16 protein-coding genes and 1 tRNA gene are annotated in these 16,709 nt (G+C 73.3%); 8 read left to right on the forward strand and 9 right to left on the reverse strand.

Annotated features, from left to right (window positions below; translation table 11 throughout):
- Positions 1-8: 8 nt before the first annotated feature.
- From CP967_RS33340 to CP967_RS33350, 3 genes are all read right to left on the reverse strand, one after another.
- Complete coding sequence (locus CP967_RS33340; protein ID WP_150492166.1) at positions 9-1,775, reverse strand: FUSC family protein; 1,767 nt, start codon at positions 1,773-1,775, stop codon at positions 9-11.
- A gap of 263 nt (positions 1,776-2,038) precedes the next feature.
- Positions 2,039-3,730 carry a sigma-70 family RNA polymerase sigma factor gene (locus tag CP967_RS33345; RefSeq protein ID WP_150491546.1) on the reverse strand — a complete coding sequence of 564 codons (1,692 nt, stop codon included), beginning with the start codon at positions 3,728-3,730 and terminating at the stop codon, positions 2,039-2,041.
- Positions 3,731-3,986: 256 nt separating this feature from the next.
- Complete coding sequence (locus CP967_RS33350) at positions 3,987-4,181, reverse strand: antitoxin (RefSeq protein ID WP_150491547.1); 195 nt, start codon at positions 4,179-4,181, stop codon at positions 3,987-3,989.
- A 326-nt stretch (positions 4,182-4,507) separates the two neighbouring features.
- Here CP967_RS33350 and CP967_RS33355 point away from each other — a divergent pair, with 326 nt between their 5' ends.
- The gene (locus CP967_RS33355; protein WP_150491548.1) at positions 4,508-5,821 is read left to right on the forward strand and encodes a D-arabinono-1,4-lactone oxidase; all 1,314 of its coding nucleotides are present in this window, start codon (positions 4,508-4,510) and stop codon (positions 5,819-5,821) included.
- A gap of 45 nt (positions 5,822-5,866) precedes the next feature.
- On the opposite strand, the gene CP967_RS33360 is transcribed toward CP967_RS33355, so the two are convergent.
- The 3 genes from CP967_RS33360 to CP967_RS33370 all read right to left on the reverse strand — a co-directional run bounded on the left by CP967_RS33360 (position 5,867) and on the right by CP967_RS33370 (position 8,333).
- Positions 5,867-6,865 carry an MASE1 domain-containing protein gene (locus CP967_RS33360; RefSeq protein WP_167535532.1) on the reverse strand — a complete coding sequence of 333 codons (999 nt, stop codon included), beginning with the start codon at positions 6,863-6,865 and terminating at the stop codon, positions 5,867-5,869.
- A gap of 61 nt (positions 6,866-6,926) precedes the next feature.
- Positions 6,927-7,763: a PP2C family protein-serine/threonine phosphatase gene (locus CP967_RS33365; protein ID WP_150491550.1), complete on the reverse strand. Its 837-nt coding sequence runs from the start codon at positions 7,761-7,763 to the stop codon at positions 6,927-6,929.
- A gap of 90 nt (positions 7,764-7,853) precedes the next feature.
- A complete protein-coding gene (locus tag CP967_RS33370) occupies positions 7,854-8,333 on the reverse strand; it encodes a MarR family winged helix-turn-helix transcriptional regulator (protein ID WP_150491551.1) in 480 nt (159 codons plus the stop codon).
- Between the two features lie 128 nt (positions 8,334-8,461).
- Here CP967_RS33370 and CP967_RS33375 point away from each other — a divergent pair, with 128 nt between their 5' ends.
- A complete protein-coding gene (locus CP967_RS33375; protein ID WP_150492167.1) occupies positions 8,462-8,872 on the forward strand; it encodes an organic hydroperoxide resistance protein in 411 nt (136 codons plus the stop codon).
- A 127-nt stretch (positions 8,873-8,999) separates the two neighbouring features.
- On the opposite strand, the gene CP967_RS33380 is transcribed toward CP967_RS33375, so the two are convergent.
- Positions 9,000-9,072: transfer RNA gene (locus tag CP967_RS33380), tRNA-Trp, on the reverse strand.
- A 167-nt stretch (positions 9,073-9,239) separates the two neighbouring features.
- Between CP967_RS33380 and CP967_RS34240 the strand changes: the two genes are divergently transcribed.
- From CP967_RS34240 to CP967_RS33390, 3 genes are all read left to right on the forward strand, one after another.
- On the forward strand, positions 9,240-9,401 hold the full coding sequence (locus tag CP967_RS34240) for a hypothetical protein (protein WP_167535484.1): 162 nt from the start codon (positions 9,240-9,242) through the stop codon (positions 9,399-9,401).
- Positions 9,402-10,339: 938 nt separating this feature from the next.
- A complete protein-coding gene (locus CP967_RS33385; RefSeq protein ID WP_150491552.1) occupies positions 10,340-10,576 on the forward strand; it encodes a DUF397 domain-containing protein in 237 nt (78 codons plus the stop codon).
- 79 nt (positions 10,577-10,655) lie between these two features.
- The gene (locus tag CP967_RS33390) at positions 10,656-11,564 is read left to right on the forward strand and encodes a helix-turn-helix domain-containing protein (protein WP_150491553.1); all 909 of its coding nucleotides are present in this window, start codon (positions 10,656-10,658) and stop codon (positions 11,562-11,564) included.
- A 30-nt stretch (positions 11,565-11,594) separates the two neighbouring features.
- Here CP967_RS33390 and CP967_RS33395 read toward each other — a convergent pair whose 3' ends face one another.
- Positions 11,595-12,410: an SAM-dependent methyltransferase gene (locus CP967_RS33395; protein WP_150491554.1), complete on the reverse strand. Its 816-nt coding sequence runs from the start codon at positions 12,408-12,410 to the stop codon at positions 11,595-11,597.
- A gap of 393 nt (positions 12,411-12,803) precedes the next feature.
- Between CP967_RS33395 and hemC the strand changes: the two genes are divergently transcribed.
- Both hemC and CP967_RS33405 read left to right on the forward strand, forming a co-directional pair.
- Positions 12,804-13,739, forward strand: coding sequence for a hydroxymethylbilane synthase (gene hemC, locus CP967_RS33400; protein WP_150491555.1), 936 nt, complete (start codon positions 12,804-12,806; stop codon positions 13,737-13,739).
- A 130-nt stretch (positions 13,740-13,869) separates the two neighbouring features.
- The gene (locus CP967_RS33405) at positions 13,870-14,343 is read left to right on the forward strand and encodes a hypothetical protein (protein ID WP_150491556.1); all 474 of its coding nucleotides are present in this window, start codon (positions 13,870-13,872) and stop codon (positions 14,341-14,343) included.
- A gap of 122 nt (positions 14,344-14,465) precedes the next feature.
- Here CP967_RS33405 and CP967_RS33410 read toward each other — a convergent pair whose 3' ends face one another.
- The gene (locus tag CP967_RS33410; protein ID WP_208838888.1) at positions 14,466-15,263 is read right to left on the reverse strand and encodes a poly(ethylene terephthalate) hydrolase family protein; all 798 of its coding nucleotides are present in this window, start codon (positions 15,261-15,263) and stop codon (positions 14,466-14,468) included.
- Between the two features lie 305 nt (positions 15,264-15,568).
- Between CP967_RS33410 and CP967_RS33415 the strand changes: the two genes are divergently transcribed.
- Positions 15,569-16,630, forward strand: a complete 1,062-nt coding sequence (locus tag CP967_RS33415) for a YihY/virulence factor BrkB family protein (RefSeq protein WP_150491558.1) — start codon at positions 15,569-15,571, stop codon at positions 16,628-16,630.
- Positions 16,631-16,709: the final 79 nt, after the last annotated feature.

Here is a 16,709-nt window from a genome sequence, read left to right on the forward strand (position 1 = left end):
GCCCGGCGTCAGACCACGGACGCCGGTGCCGCGGCACCGGCCGCCGTCCGGGCCCGGTCGAGCTCGGACAGCCGCGCGGCGAGCAGTTCTGCGTGCGGGGCGGGCAGAGGGGCGGGGCGGTGCACCAGCTGCACGGCACAGGCGGTCGTCGTGTCCACGAGCCGCTCGACCGCGCGGGCCACCCCCTCGGAACCGGCGGTGTGACGTGCCACGGCGGGCAGTTCCGCCGCCGACAGATCGATCGCCGCCCGCGCCGCGGCCAGCGACCGGTAGGCGTCCCGCCGCAGCGCGCCCCGCGCCGCCTGGTCCCCCGGGACGTCCAGGACGTGTCCCAGATAGCGTTGCGCGGCGGCGACCGCCGTGTCGAGGGCGGCCCGTACGGTGTGCCCCCGCCGGCCGGGCAGCGGAAGATGCCCCACCAGCAGCACGGTGGCGCAGGCGAGCAGCGACTCCACGACCCGCGCCCAGGTGGCGGGCGGCTCGCCGGCCAGCCGTACCAGGCCCAGCACGAGCACGGTCACGACCGCCGTCTGCACCGCGAAATGACGTGTCGCCACCGGGAGCAGAGCACCGCAGAGCGCGATCAGCCCGACCCACCCGGCCTGTCCGGCGGGCAGCAGGCACAGTACGGCGAAGACCGCGGCGCCCGCCACCGTTCCCGCGGCCCGGCACAGCACCCGGGAGAGCAGCGGCCCCAGGTCCGGCTTGACGAGGAACACCGCGGTCGCCGGCAACCAGTACCAGTGCGCGTGGTGCAGCCACTGCGACACGAGCGTGCTCGCCACGCAGCACACCGCGACCCGCAGCCCGTACTCACGGCCCGCGGCACCCAGAGCCCGCCTCGCGGCCGGGACGTGACGCGGTGTCCGGTGCGCTTCCAGCGGCATCCCGGGCGGGCGGTCGAAGAGCGCCGCGGCCCCCAGCAGCGCCTCGTCCAGCGCGCGCAGCCCCGCACCGGTACGCGCGGGAGCGGGAAGCGCACCGCAGGCGCCGTCGGCGCGCACCGCGCGGGCCATCCGGCGAGGGCCGTCCGCCACCCGCGGCGGCGGAGGCACACCGGCCCAGGCGAGCGCGGTCGCCGCCTCGGCCAGCGGGAACGCCGCCGCGAACCGGGCGTGCAGCCGGCGTTCGGCCGAGGAACTCGCGCGACGCCGCAGCCGCGGACCGTTCAGCGCGTCCTGAGCCCGGTCCAGGGCGCCGCTCAGCGCCGTGCGCGCCGCACCGGCACCGGGCCCGCCCGTCGCCGCCAGAAGCCGGGCGACCGCCTCGTACACCGCCGCCACCGCCTCCCTCTCGCCGTCCAGGCGGTACGGCCCCGTGCCGCGGCGCCGGCCCGGGGACGGCAGCACCGACCGCAGCAGAAGCAGCCAGCCCGCACCCGCGAGGAACAGGGCCGAACGCACCGGACCCGGCTCCGGCAACGGCATCCCGGCCCCGATCACGGCGGCCACCAGGACCTGGGTGCCGCACGCCGAGGCGACCGGCCCCGTGGAGCTCACCGCCCCCGCGACCAGGCCCAGCACCCCGAACACCAGGGGGACCAGTACCAGCGAGCGGCCCGGTCCGGCCACATCCGCAAGGCAGGAACCGGACAGCATCCCCGAGGCCCCGGCCAGCGCCGGAACCCCCAGCCGGGACACCGACGAACGCCGGCTGCCCGGCCGGTCGTTGATACCGGCCAGCATCGCTCCCAGCGCGGCGGGCACCCCCGCGCCCGGCCGCTCGGCGAGCACCGCCACGAGCAGCGGCGCCGAGGCGAGCGCCCCACGCAGCACCGCGTTCCACGGGACCGGGCCGCCCTGCGCCCGGAACACATGGGCGAGCCACGGGGGAGCGGAGGGAACGACGAAGGGAGGGGGCAATGCCGGGCTCCTGTCCGCGGGGCGGTCGGTCTCGTCGCCGGCGGACGCCTTCGGCCTGTGGGCGTGGTGCCAGCGTAGGCCGCGGACGTGGAGAGGGTGCTACCCGCTCGTTTCGCGGACGTGAAGCGCCGGCGGTCCGGACGGGCGGACGAAGGGCGCTCCGGGGCCGGGCGGTGTCACAGGGCGGTGCCGAAGTTCTGCGTCCAGACCGGGCCCTCGGGCGAGTCCTCGACGCCGACACCTATTTCCTCGAAGGCGCAGTCGAGGATGTTGGCACGGTGGCCGGGACTGTTCATCCACGCCTCCATCACCGCGGCGGCCGTGCTCTGCCCTTTCGCTATGTTCTCCCCGTAGGTGCTCCAGCGGTAACCGGCCGTGGTGATACGGGCTCCGGGGTCCGTCCCGTCCGGCGACGTGTGCGAGAAGTAGTCACGCGCCGCCATGTCCGCCGAATGCCGCGAAGCGGCCTTCGCCAGCAGGCTGTTGCCGCTCACCGCTCCGCAACCCGCCTCGGCCCGCTCGGCGTTGACCAGCCGTACGACCTGGTCCGCCACCGAGGGGGACTCTGTCCTCTCCTCCGTCCGTCCGGGAGCGGGAGTGGCGGGGGGCGCCGAGGACGGCGGCCGGGGCCCCGGCGCCGACGGCGGGGCCGAGGACGTGCTCCGCGACCTGGACGCCTTCGGGGACGGCGAGGGGGAGGACGGCGAGGCCGGTGCCGGAGAGACGGACGGGGAGGGGGACGGAGGAGGCGCCGGCGCGTCCGGGGCGCCGTCCGGCGGACCGGGCAGCGTACCGGCGGCGGTCGCGGCCCCCTGGCCGGGACCGTCCGTGCAGAGGTGCACCGCGGCCCCCCCGCCGCCCAGCGTGCCGACCGCGGCCAGCGCCGCCACCACGGTGTTCCGGCGCCGCCGGCGTATCCGGTTCCGGCGCCGTTCGGCACGTCCGGCCCCCGGCGCGTGCACGGGGCCGGGCACCGGCAGGTCCCCGGTCACCCCGGCTCCGCCGCCCGCGTACGCCGCCGGCTCCGGACCGCCCGCGTGTCCCGCCGGAGTGAGGGCCGAACCGCCCGCGTACGCCGCCCGCCCGGCCCCGGAAGCACCCGCGTACGCCGTCGGTACGACCAGCGCGAGACCCGCCAGCAGCCCCTCGACGGGAACCAGTCCCGACCGGTGCCCCGAGCAGACCGTGCAGTCCCGGGCATGGCGGGCCAGCCGCTTGCGCCAGAGTGCGGAAGGCGCACCGTCCCACCCCGCGGTGAGATCCTCCAGCAGCACACAGGGCGGATCGGCCTTCAGCGCCCGCACCACCACCCGCGCGGCCTCCAGCTGGGCCTTCATCCGCTGCACCCGTACCGCGGTGTGCCGCGCGGACAGTCCGAGGGCCTCGGCCACCTCGCTCCGGGTGAGCTGCCCGGCCGCCTCCAGCCACCACAGCGCGAGCAGATCGCGGTCGTCCTCCTCCAGCCACCGCGTGGCCTGCGCCGTCTCCCGGCGCTGCCCCGTCAGACCGAGACGGATGATGGTCAGCCCGACGAAGTCCGCCGAAGGGTCGACGACCTCGTGGGCCTCCCGCAGCCCGTCGGCGGACAGGCCGGAAGGACCCCGCTCACGCCAGTGGCGGCGTATCTGGTTCATCGTGATCGCGACGGCCCAGGAACGGAAACTGCCGGGGTCGCGCAGTCCGGGCAGCCCGCGGAGCAGGTGCAGCACGCTCTCCTGCACCACGTCGTCGACGTCCGCGTGACCGTTCAGGGCTCTGCCGACGATGTTGTGGATCAGCGGCAGGCAGGAGGCGACGAGCCGTTCTCTGGCCTGTTCGTCTCCCGCCTGAGCCGCCTCGACCCACGCCGTCCCGGGTCCCTCGCCCACGCTGTGCCCACCCTTCCGGGGTCCTGTTCCGTCACTTCCCACACAGGGGAGACGCTGTGCGGCGGGGACGATAACAGGAATCGGGCGACGGCCCCGGAGACCGTGACCGGCCCCGGCCGTGCCGGAGCCCGTGGCGGGAGAACCGCCACGGGCTCCGGCACGGGAACGGCCGCGGTGGGCCGGCGCCCGCTCAAAGCTCCGGACGAGAGACGAAAGGGGAGTCCGGAGCTCTCAGGGCGCTGTGGACGCGGTGCCCTCAGCCGCGCGGGGAGCCGTCCTGCCCCTGGTCCGGGCCGAACCGCTGCTTGAGCTTGTCCTGCGCGGTGTCCACGTGCTTGCCGTACTTGCCCTGCGTCCGCTCGTCGATCTTGTCGCCGGCTCTGTCGATGCCCTTCCCGGCCTGGTCCTCGTGGCCCTTGAGCATCTTCTTGATCTTGTCCATCGCGGACATACTGCTCCTCCTCGGCTCGGCGTCCCCCTCCTGTCCAGGGTCTCCGTACACGGCCGGGTCCGCATCCGCGCCCGCCCGTTTCCGCCCGGTCCGGGACCGGGCCGGAGCCACCCGGCCCGGGAAAGAGGTGTGAAGAGCGTCTGTCCGGGCAGATACCGGGTGACCAGGAGGGGGTGGTGGCCGTGGGCCGCATCCGGATCGTCCGTCGTCCGCAACAGCCGGCGAAGCCTCGCCCGCTGGACCTGCGCACCCCGTCCGGCAGGCCCCTGCCGTACTGACCGAAGCCGCTCCCGGCCCGCGGGCGGGCAGGCGTAAGCTCGGTGGGCATGATCGGTCACTCGGCGCGTGAGGCGTCCGCACAGCGGCAGAACTGGGCCCGCAACATCACCTTCGCGGCGCGGCGGCTGCACACGCCGGCCTCGGTGGCGGAGCTCCGGACCGTCGTGGCGGCCGGAACCGCGCTGAGGGCCCTGGGCACCGGACACAGCTTCAACACGGTCGCCGACACCCACGGCGACCTGGTGTCCGTCGCCGGACTGCCCCGCAGGATCGAGGTGGACCGGGCGGCGGCCACCGCGACGGTCAGCGGCGGGCTGAGGTTCGGTGAACTGACCGGCGAACTGCACCGCAGCGGCTTCGCCCTGCACAACCTCGGCTCGCTGCCGCACATCTCGGTGGCCGGTGCCTGCGCCACGGGGACCCACGGCTCCGGGGTGACCAACCGCTCCCTGGCCGGAGCGGTCCGTGCCCTGGAGTTCGTCACCGCCGACGGCGGACTCGCCACCCTCGAGCGCGGGGACGCCGGCTTCCAGGGGGCCGTCGTCTCCCTGGGGGCGCTGGGCGTGGTGACGAGTGTGACCCTGGACCTCGTGCCCGCCTTCGAGATCCGGCAGTGGGTGTACGAAGGGCTCCCGCAGGAGCGGCTCCTCGCCGACTTCGACGGGGTGATGTCGCAGGCGTACAGCGTCAGCCTGTTCACCAGCTGGCGCGACGGCCCCCTCGACCAGGTCTGGCTCAAGCAGCGGACCGAGGGGACGGACACCGCCACGGCACCCCGCACCTGGTACGGGGCGACGCTCGCCGGGGGCCCCAGGCACCCGGTCCCGGGGATGCCCGCCCGGCACTGCACCGAGCAGGAGGGCGTCAGCGGTCCGTGGCACACCCGGCTGCCGCACTTCCGGCTCGAGTTCACCCCGAGCAACGGCGAGGAACTGCAGTCCGAGTACTTCGTCGCCCGGACCGACGCCGTGGCCGCGTACGAGGCACTGGACCGCATCCGTGACCGCATCGCCCCCCTCCTGCAGATCAGCGAGATCCGTACCGTCGCCTCGGACGATCTGTGGCTGAGCCCCGCCCAGGGCCGTGACTCCGTCGCCTTCCACTTCACCTGGGTGCCCGACACGGAGGCCGTCACCCCCGTCGTCACGGCGATCGAAGAGGCGCTGGCGCCGTTCGGAGCGCGGCCGCACTGGGGCAAGGTGTTCACCACGCCTCCCGCCGCCCTGCGCGGGCTCTACCCCCACTACGCCGACTTCGAGCGGCTGATGGCCCGTACGGACCCGGCCGGGACCTTCCGCAACGCGTTCCTGGAGCAGCACTTCCCCCGCACCGCCGCCGGTGCGCAGGACGCGGCCCGCTGAGGCGGGCGGCGGTGAGCGCGGCCACGGCCCTCCCCGGTGCGAGGGTCAGCCACGGGCGGGCGGAGGGCCCTCCGGTCCGTCCGGGAGGCCCCTCGTGTCCGGCCGCGGAGCGAGCTCCTCGACCAGCGCCGCCAGTTCCTCGCAGGCCAGTTCGGTCTCCCGGCGGATGTTGTGCTGCTCGGTGGTGACCGCTGCGAGCAGGAGCCCGGTCAGGGCGATGCAGCCGTTGAGGACGCTCAGGTTGAGCATCACCTCCAGCACACTGTGCCCGGCGAACGGTCCCACGCCGTCGGCTCCGGCGACGATCGCCATCACGGACATCAGAAGCGCGCAGGGCGCACTGCCCGCCAGCTGGAAGCGCAGGGCCGCGCAGACGAGGACGGGGAAGACCAGATAGAGCATGGACAGGGTGCCCCTGGTGGCCAGCAACGTGATCCCCGTCGCGACGACCGCCAGCGCCGACGCCTCCAGCCACCGGTCGCCCAGCCGGGGCCACCGGGCCCGGCGCATGACGAGCAGCAGCGGGGTGACCGTCAGCACCCCCATCGCGTCCCCCGCCCACCAGGCCGACCAGACCGGCCAGAAGTGGCTCCGGTCGAGGTCGCCGGTGAGCAGGAGGGTGACCGCGCCGACGGCGGAACTGATCAGCATGCCCCCCATGGCCCCCAGGAAGACCAGGGCGACGCCGTCGCGCAGCCGGTCCAGCTCCTGACGGAACCCCACCGCCCGCAGGGCGAGACAGGCGCAGACCGGGGCCAGCGTGTTGCCCAGGGCGATGGCGGCCCCGGGCGGAGCGAGGCTTCCGCTCAGGGTCGCGACGCTGAGCAGGGCACCGGCGGCGATCGCCGGCCAGGCCCTGAGCCCCAGCCACAGCAGGGCGGCCAGGGCGATGCCCGTGGGCGGCCAGAGCGGTGTGACGACCGACCCCTCCACGCTGACCGGCCTGAGCAGTCCGATCCGCCCCGCCGCGTAGTACGCACCGGTGATGCCCAGCATCCACAGCACGGACACGGCCCGGCGTCTGGTTTCCTCGCTGCGGATCACGTGTCTCATCAGACACCGCCGGCGGGAGCGGGCGGGCGTGACACGCGCTGAGGCCCCCGCGTCAGGGGGCGCCGGGCCCCGGGGGCCTGTCGTGGCACAGGACGAGGACCGCCGCGTCGTCCTCGTGGCCGGTCAGCGCCGCCGCCCGCAGCACGGTGTCGGCCAGTTCCTCGGCGGAGGCGCCGACATGCGCGCTCACCAGGCGCCGTACCTCCTCCAGCCCGTCACCGATCGGCATCGAGGGCCCTTCGATCACCCCGTCGGTGAGCAGTACCAGAGCGCCTTCGGTGTCCAGGGTCCGCCGGGTGACCGGATAGTCCTGTCCGGCGTCGATGCCCAGGGGCAGCCCGCCGGCGTCCGTGGTGACCCCGGACCGCCCGTCGGCGGTCGCCCAGACGCCGGCGACATGGCCGGCGCGCGCACTGGACAGCTCGCGGGTCGCCGGATCGAGCCGGAAGAACGAGGAGGTGGCGAAGAGACTGGAGTCCATCGAGAGGACCAGATCGTTGGTGCGGGCCATCACCTCGCCCGGATCCGCAGCCGTGCCGGCGACGGCGCGCATCGCGATCCTGACCTGCCCCATGAACGCGGCGGCCTCCACGTCATGCCCCTGGACGTCACCGATGGCCAGGCCGAGCGCCCCGTCCGGCAGCAGGAAGACGTCGTACCAGTCGCCCCCGATGTCCAGCCCGTCCCGCGCGGGCGCGTACCGGGCGGCTGTCCGGATGCCGGGGAGGGAGGGCAGCGTGGCCGGCAGCATCTTGCGCTGGAGGGCCTGGGCGAGCTCGACGCGGGCCTGATGGGGACCCACCTCCTGCCGGGCGCGGGCCGTCAGGTGCTGCAAGGTGCTGAGCAGATCCTCGGCGCTCGCCGACCGGGGTGTCCGACGCCGGTTCATGGGCCGCTCCACGATGCGTTCGTACTCGGATCCTCCGTGCGGTCCCGGGGCCCGGACGAGCGCCGCGGAACCGTCACGGGCCCGGCGGGATCAGCCCGCCCGGCCCAGGGAGGCGGTGAGGCGGCCCAGGGTCTCCTGCAGGGAGAGGACCTCCTGGACCGACAGACCGGTGGCTCGCAGGATCGTACGGGGTACCGGCAGGGCCCGCTCCCGCAGACGGACCCCTGAGTCCGTGAGGTGGACGTCGACCGACCGTTCGTCCTCACTGCTGCGTTCGCGCCGGACGAGTCCCGCCGCTTCGAGCCGCTTGAGCAGGGGGGACAGCGTCCCCGAATCCAGGTGAAGACGCTCGCCGATCGTCTTCACCGGCAAAGGGCCCTCCTCCCAGAGGACCATCATCGCGAGGTACTGCGGGTAGGTGAGACCGAGCTCCTTGAGCGCCTGCCGGTAGACGCCGCCGAAGGCCCGGGACGCGGCCTGCAACGAGAAGCAGACCTGGTGGTCCAGCCGCAGGAGCTCGGTGTCGGGCAGTTCCGCGGGGTCGGGGGAGCGGGGTGGCGGTGACGTCATGTCCACCAGCGTAATCCCTCGCCCATATTCAGTTGCACACAATTCAGTTGTGCACAACTGAAAACTGTGGGACTCTGTCGGTGGTGGCCGGGCCGGTCACCACCGGTACGAGAGAGAAGGTCACCCACATGGACGCGCTGTACACCGCTGCCGCCACCGCGAACGGCCGTGAGGGCCGGGCGGTGAGCTCGGACGGCCGGCTCGACCTGACGCTCGCCCTGCCGCCCGCCCTCGGGGGCGACGGGGAGGGGACCAACCCCGAACAGCTCTTCGCCGCCGGGTACGCGGCCTGCTTCGCCAGCGCGATGAGCGCGGTCGGCCGGGAGATGAAGCTCGACACCAAGGACGTCGCCGTGACGGCCGAGGTGTCCATCGGCAAGGACGGCGACGGCTTCGGCCTGGCGGTCGTCATGCGCGTCGAGCTGCCGGAGGCGCTCGAGGGCGGGACGGGCCGCAAGCTGGTCGAGGCGACCCACGCCTACTGCCCCTACTCCAAGGCCACCCGCGGCAACATCGACGTGGAACTCGTGATCGAGTAACCGGCACGCGTGTGTGTCGTCGGCCACTTTTCCCTGGCGTGAGGCCCGGGGCAGTGGCCGGCCGCCTTCCGGGGGCGGCCCCGCCCCCGGAAGGCGGCCGGCGGGCCCGGCCGAGGAGGCCGTACAGCAGGGGAGGCAGGAGTCGAACCTGCGGCATCCGGTTTTGGAGACCGGCGCTCTGGCCTCTGAGCTACACCCCTTCGGTGTGATCACCGTGACAGCCGGGCCGCCCGCGGGCAAGCGGTTTTCACGCATGATCCGAAAGCGTTCCGCCGGACCGCGCCACGGGACGCGACGGACACCGCGTACACTCGGCTCCCGTTTCCGCCGACCGGCGGACATGGACCGACTCGATGGGCAATCCGACGTGAGCTTCGCAGACAAAACCGACGCACCTATCTACGCGGGCCTGGTGGAGGAGCAGGGCGATGTTCCGGCCGAGGTGCGGCGAGTGGCCGAGGAGACCTTGCGGGAGGTGGACCGCGCGCTCGACTTCAGCAGCGTGCGCTCTCCCGCGGCCCTCCGGTAGGACGGCCCTACGGCACGCGGCGGCCCACGGCACGCGGTATGCGCCGGGCTGTGGCACGCGCGCCGGTCCACGGCCCACGGCATGCGCCGGGGCCCACGGTATGCGCCGGGCCGCTGACACACGGCGGGCCACCGCTCACGGCGTGCGGGCCGTGTCCTCCGGGCCGCACGGCGGGGTGCCGTCCGAAGCCCGCCCCGGCTCGCGCGCCCCTGGGCCACGGCTCGGGGCCGGCTCCGCACGTCCTGGCCGTGCAGGCCCCTCGCGCAGATGTGCGGCCCGTTCCGGGGGCCGGAGGGCGTCCCGGCGGACCACGGCCACTGCCTGCCGTGGGCGGGGCGCCCCGGGCCCTGGCGCCGGGCCGGGCACCCCGCCTCCGCGCGTGCCCCGTGCCGGCGCCGTCCCTGTCCCCGCCCCGGGACGGGTGGCGCGACACCGCAGATGAACGCCCCGCCCGTGTGAGGCCGGGTTCCGGCCCGCTCCCCGGGCCGTGGAAGGACCGGGGCCGGCGGCGCGTGCCCGGCCCCGGGTCCGGAACCCGCGCCGGCCCCCGGACCGGGCGCCCACGCCCTCCGCCCATACATCCGCCCATGCCCCGCCCTTTGGGGGCGCCCGCCTTTTTCGGCCAGATTCAAGGGAGCGGTCGTCGGCGGCCGATGGCGCGGGAACCCGGCCCGCGCGGAGGCGGCTGCCCCGCGGGAGACGGCGGGGCCCTCCCCGGCGGACCGCTTTTTTCGGCGAAGTGCCGTCCGTGAGTGGTGTGTTGGTGGTGCGTGAGAGGCGGGAGGGGCACTAGTATCCTCGCCGTCCGCGCATCGGTGCAATTGCACCTGGAATTGCACCGACGGTGTGAGCAGGAGAAATCCTCGGCGCCTCGGTGCGCGGGCTCCGGCGCCGAGTGCCGAAGACGCCACGACCAACTGCCGTAAAGGATGGACAGCATGCAGCGCATCGACAACGGTGTCCCGGCCGGTTCCCTGTCCGGGGTCGAGTGGGTCAAGAGCCACCACAGCAACCCGAGCGGGAACTGCGTGGAAATGGCCCTGCTCCCCGGCGGCGACGTCGCCGTACGCAACTCCAGGGACCCCGAGGGGCCCGCCCTGGTGTACACGCAGGCGGAGGTGCGCGCCTTCCTCGCCGGCGTGAGGGACGGGGACTTCGACCCGATGATCGGCTGAAACCGAACGGAATCGCCCTGCCGGGCAGGGCCACCCGGTGGCAGACTGGCGTCCTGACGTCAGCCATCAGGAGCCCGCCTTGCCCGGCATCGAACCGCTGCAGCCGTCGCGGAAACCGACGCTCGCCCCGGCCGCCGGGGCGAGCCCCACCGTCCTCAGGCTCATCCTGGGTGCGCAGCTCCGCAGGATGAGGGCCGAAGCGGGCATCACCCCCGATGTCGCGGCCGCCTGCATCCGCTGCTCCACGGCGAAGATCAGCCGGATGGAGACAGGGCACTCACCGTGCAAGGAACGCGACGCGGCCGACCTGCTCACGCTCTACGGAGTCACCGACCCGGCACGCACGGCCGAGTTCCTCGACCTGGTCAACAAGGCGGGGGAGCGCGGCTGGTGGCGTTCGTACGCCGACGTCCTGCCCGACTGGTTCGAACCCCTCGTGGGCCTGGAAGAGGCCGCCGCGTCCATCCGTACCTACGAGAGCCACTACATCCCCGGACTCCTGCAGACCTTCGACTACGCCTACGCGGTCGTCCGGTCGGGGCACGCGATCGAGCCGGAGGAGGTCACCCGGCGGCGCGTCGAACTCCGCCTCAAACGACAGGACCTGCTGTACCGCAGCGATCCGCCCAAGCTCTGGGTACTGCTGGACGAGGCGGTACTGATGAGGCCGACGGGCGGGCGCCAGGTGATGCGCGAGCAGCTCAGCCACCTGCTGGACATGACCGAACTGCCCCATGTGATCGTGCAGGTCGCGCCTTTCGAGGTCACGGCCCACACCTCACCGGGCAGCGGCATCACTTATCTGAGGTTCGCGATGGCCCAGCTGCCCGACGTCGCCTACCTCGAGCACCTGACCAACGCCACCTCCGTGACCAAGCGGGAGAGCACCGACGAGTACCGCTGGATCCTGGACTCCCTCAGCGCCCAGTCCCCGAGCCCCGTCGAGAGCAGGCGGCTGCTGCGCCAGGCGCTGGAACGCTACGGCTGAGGCCCGGCGCTAGCCGCCCGCACCCCCCGCTCACCGCTTGCGTCCGACGCCGCCGTACTCGATCCACTCCTGGGTCTCCTGCCGGGGCGCCAGGTCCGAGTCCGGCCGCCAGGTGGACACCTCCACCAGGCCCGGCTCCAGCACCTCCAGCCCTTCCAGGAAGACGCCCACGTCCTCGGGCCGGCGTACCCGCCCCCACTGGCCGCCGGTCGACTCCGCCATGAAGTCGGTGACGAAGTCCCGGGTGGCCGCGTCCTCGCTCACCAGCTGGCACACCACCAGGAAGCTGCCGGGCGCCAGCCGCCGGGCCACCCGGCGCACCAGCCCGGCAGGGTCGTCCTCGTCGGGGATGCAGTGCAGCACGGACACGAAGAGCGCCGCCACCGGCTCGTCGAAATCGATCAGGCGGACCACCTCGGGGTGACCGAGGATCCCGTCCGTGTCGCGCATATCGGCCTGGATGACCGCCGTACGGTCGTTCTCCTCGAGGATCGCCTTGCCGTGGGCCAGCACGATGGGGTCGTTGTCGATGTACACCACCCTCGCACCCGGGTCGACGAGTTGGGCGACCTGGTGGACGTTGTCCTGCGTGGGCAGCCCGGAACCGTGGTCGATGAACTGGCGGATCCCGTACTCGGACGCGAGACGGTGCACCACACGGCGGAGGAAATGACGGTTGTTCACCGCCAGGACCTTGGTACTCGGCACACGTTCCAGCAGATGCTCACAGGCGATCCGGTCGGCCGGATAGTTGTCCTTGCCACCCAGGTAGTAGTCGTACATGCGCGCGACGCTCGGCACGTTCACGTCGATGACGCTCGGAATGGAGGCTTCCCCGTGGCTCATCCGGCCCCTTGTCCGTTCAGAGATGTGCAACCGTGGGAGCACATGCTATGGACACCTCCGGAGGGCTGACAGCCCACCGGAGGCCGGGGCAAGGGCGCACAGCGGCGAATCGGCCAGCGGCCGCGGCACCGCGGGACCGGGTCCGGACCCGGCCGAAGGGGACCCCCGAGCCCGCAGGGGGCGCCACGGCCACCCCTTACGGCATAAGCACGCTGGTCAGGACGGCATCCCTCGTCCGGGGCCGGGCCGGCTCCGGAGCCGCATGCGCGACACCCCCGTGAACGGGGAACCGTTCAAAGGGGCCGGAAATCGCCGGAGGCAGGCAGGGATGCCCGCGCCGGTCCTGCGCGCCGGACGACCGGCGCACGAGCGCGGAGGTCTATCGTGAGCGCCATGTCCGTCCCTGAGCTGATCCGTATCGTCTCCCGCGACTCGCCCATGGCCCTGGCGCAGGTGGAGCGCGTCCGGTCCGAACTGGCGGCCCGGTACCCGGCCCTCGGCACCGAAGTGGTCCCCGTCAGGACCACCGGTGACAAGTGGATGGGCGACCTCTCACAGGTCGAAGGCAAAGGAGCCTTCACCAAGGAGGTGGACGCCGCGCTCCTCGCCGGCGAGGCGGACCTGGCGGTGCACTGCGTCAAGGACATCCCCGCCGACCGCCCGCTGCCGGCCGGGACGACGTTCGCCGCCTTCCTGGAACGTGACGACATCCGCGACGCCCTCGTCCACCCGGACGGGCTCACCCTGGACGAACTCCCCGCAGGCACCCGGATCGGTACCTCCTCCGTCCGCCGCGTCGCCCAACTCGCCGCCTCACACCCGGAACTGCGCTGCATCCCGTTCCGGGGCAACGCCAACCGGCGTCTCGCCCGGCTGGCCGGGGGCGAGGCGGACGCCCTGCTGCTGGCCGTGTCGGGCCTCAGGCGCATCGGCCGGGCCGACGCCATCAGCGACGTCCTGTCCACCGACGTGATGTGCCCGCCGATCGGCGCCGGTGTCCTCGCCCTGCAGTGCCGCGAGGACGACGAGACCACGATCGACGCCGTCGCCGCCCTCAACCACTCGGACACCTACCGGGAGATCACGGCGGAGCGCATGTTCCTCCACGTGCTCCAGGGTCACTGCAACTCCCCGATCGCCGGATACGCCACGGCCCACCGCAACGGTGACCTCTCGTTGCGCGCCTGTGTGTTCACCCCCGACGGCAAGACGGTCCTCAACGCACACGAGTGGGCGGGACCGCTGGATCCCGCGACTCTCGGCACCTCGGTGGCCGTGACCCTGCTCCGGCAGGGCGCGCGCGAACTCATCGACGGCATCGCCCACTGAGCCGGACACCGGGTCTCCCGCCGGACCGCACGGCTCCGCGGCGGTACGAGGGCCCCGCCGGGCGCCGCACCGCGCCGCCGGGACCGGACCCCGGACGTGTCCGCCCGCGCCCGGCGTCGTTGACCGGGGTATGAACCTGCGGACGACCTCCCTCGCGATCCTCGCCCTGCTGGGCACGGCGGGCTGCGTGTCCGTACCGGCGGGCCCGCCCGGGCCGGCTCCCACCGCCTCCGGGCACTCCCGGAACACACCCTCCGCGCACGCTTCCGCCCCTCCCGCCGCCCCGTCACCCCTCCACGACACCCTGGACGGGCCGGGCGGACACCGCGACGACGGGGACCGCGCGCGGCGGCGTACGGAAGAGGCGCGTACGGAAAGGGCGCCCTCGGCGGGCCGGAAGACGGGGGCCACTCCTCCCGCCGCCCCGCGGGAGCGGCGGGAGGCCCGCGGGCCCGCCCCCGCCCGCCCCGAACCGCGACGGACGGGCGCGGCCCGGGGACCGCAGCCGCGGCAGATGTACGACATGCGGGCCGTGTGCGCGACCGGGGACGGGATCGCCTCCGCCGAGGTCCTGGATCTCTGCCGCACGGCGTACGGGAGATGACGCCTCGTCACCGGATGCCCTGTCGCCGGGTGCCCTGTCGCCGGCCGGTCAGCGGGCATACGGCTCATGGGTGTCCGGTGAGGGGCGGGGGCGGCCCGGCGGAGGCCCCGGATCAGGAGAGGTCAGGAGAAGTTCTTCCGCATGACGTCCCATTCACCGGTGCACAGACCGCAGTCCGGGCCGACGAACTCGGCCTTCGCCGCCGTGTCACCCTTCAGCTGCCACTTCAGCCAGTTGACACCGACGCGACCGAACTCCCCTCCGTTCGGCTCGGCGTACGTGCCGTAGTGCCCGACGTCCAGATTGCCCATGAAGGCGGGCAGCCGGTCCCAGTCGTCCAGCGCGTTCTCGTACGCGATGTCCTTCGACCCGCCGGCGAAGTAGGCGATCGGTGCGTGGAGCCGGCGCAGCCGCGTCCACTTGTCGAACAGGCTCATCAGGCCGCTGTTCCACATCACGGTCGTGTCGATACGCGGGTCGTCGGCCACCTCCATGGTCTCCAGGCCACCGCACGACTGACCCATCGCCGCGATCTTCGTCGTGTCGATCCTGCCCCGGAACCTGCTGCCCGGAGCGCTGTTCTCCGCGACGGCCCAGTCGAGGGCGTTGGTCAGCATGTCCGACGAGGTCTGTCCCGAACCCCCCGGTACGCCGTTGGCGACGACCAGGAAGCCGTGGGAGGCGAACTCGGTGAGGATGTTCCGGAACCAGGTGCCGTCCGCCCGGCACGCCCCGTTGCCCCACGCGACGATCGGCAGCTTCCCGGAATCCGGCAGGACGTCCGGCCGGTACACGGTGTGGCCGGGCAGGCCGGGGACGGTCTCGTGACCGGCCGGGTGGGGCCCGGTTCCGCCGCCCGCCACGACGGCGGGTTCCGCGGCGGCCGTCTGGGCGGGAGCGAGGAGTACGGCGGCGAGCAAGAGCTCCGGCCGGAAAAAGCGCCCGGCTCGCGGTGTCCGGGGAGCTGAGCCCGTCGCGGCACCGGGGACACGGCGCATCAGGCCTTTCATGGTGACCTCCTGAGGTGGGGGAGCCGTCGGTCGGGCACGCTGGGGATCCGCCCCGGGGATGTCACCGGCCGCACCGGAAGACCGGCGAAAGTACCCGTACCGAGGGACTCGCGGGCAGCCCCGCACCGGCGGCCCCGCGGACGGGCGGCCGTTCCACGCCAGTGAAAACGGTCCCGGCCCGCATGGTGCGGCGCACCTGCGGTTACACGGTGTGTATGCCGAACGAACAGAGCAGCCACCGAAGCGGTCCGCCGAGCGGGAACGGCGGGGAACCAGGACCCGACCCCCAGGTGGAGCGCGACGTCCCCGACTCACCGACCCAGGTGGGCAGGCGCTCCTGGATGGCCGTCCTGAAACGCACCGCCAAGGAGTTCCAGCGGGACGAACTGACCGACCGCGCGGCCGCCCTGACCTACTACGGCGTCCTCGCGCTGTTCCCCGCCCTGCTCGTGCTGATCTCCCTGCTCGGTATCGCCGGGGAGTCGGCGACCCAGTCCGTCCTGGACAACATCAAGAAACTCGCCCCGGGTTCCGCCCGCGACGTACTCACCGGCGCGGTGACCCAGCTCCAGGGAAGCGCCGGTCTCGGCTCCGCCCTCGCGGTCGTCGGCCTGCTGGCCGCCCTGTGGTCGGCCTCCGGGTACATCGCGGCGTTCATCCGCGCCTCCAACGTCGTCTACGACATGCCCGAGGGGCGCCCGGTGTGGAAGGTACTGCCGGTGCGCGTCGGTCTGACCTTCGCCCTGATGGTCCTGGCCTGCGTCAGTGCGCTGATCGTCGTGTTCACCGGCGGACTGGCCCGCCAGATCGGGTCCGCGCTCGGAGTGGGTGACACCGCGCTGACCGTATGGTCGATCGCGAAATGGCCGGTACTGGTCGTCCTGGTGACCTTCATGCTGGCTCTGTTGTACTGGGCGGCTCCCAACGCCAAGGGCCGCGGCTTCACCTTCGTCTCGCTCGGAAGCCTGCTGGCCCTGTTCATCTGGATGGTCGCCTCGGCCGGATTCGCCCTCTACGTGGCGCACTTCGGGTCGTACAACAAGACCTACGGCACGCTGGCCGGTGTCATCATCTTCCTCGTCTGGCTGTGGATCACCAATCTCGCGATCCTGCTGGGGCTGGAGTTCGACGCGGAGACGGAGCGGGAGCGGGCCATCATCGCAGGCCATCCGCGCCGGGAGGAGCCTTACGTCGAACCGCGGGACACCAGCAAGTGGACCGACGAGGACCGGCGGGCCCTGGGCGACACGGGACCCGAGGACCCCCGGGACGGCTGACCCCACGCGGTGGCCCTGCCCGCCCTCACGCGGCGGACGGCCCGGTGCGGGGAAGCCGCCCGCGCCAGGCCCCCGCCCT

This window comes from Streptomyces nitrosporeus, from assembly GCF_008704555.1.
In the GTDB taxonomy this organism is placed as follows: Bacteria; Actinomycetota; Actinomycetes; order Streptomycetales; family Streptomycetaceae; genus Streptomyces; species Streptomyces nitrosporeus.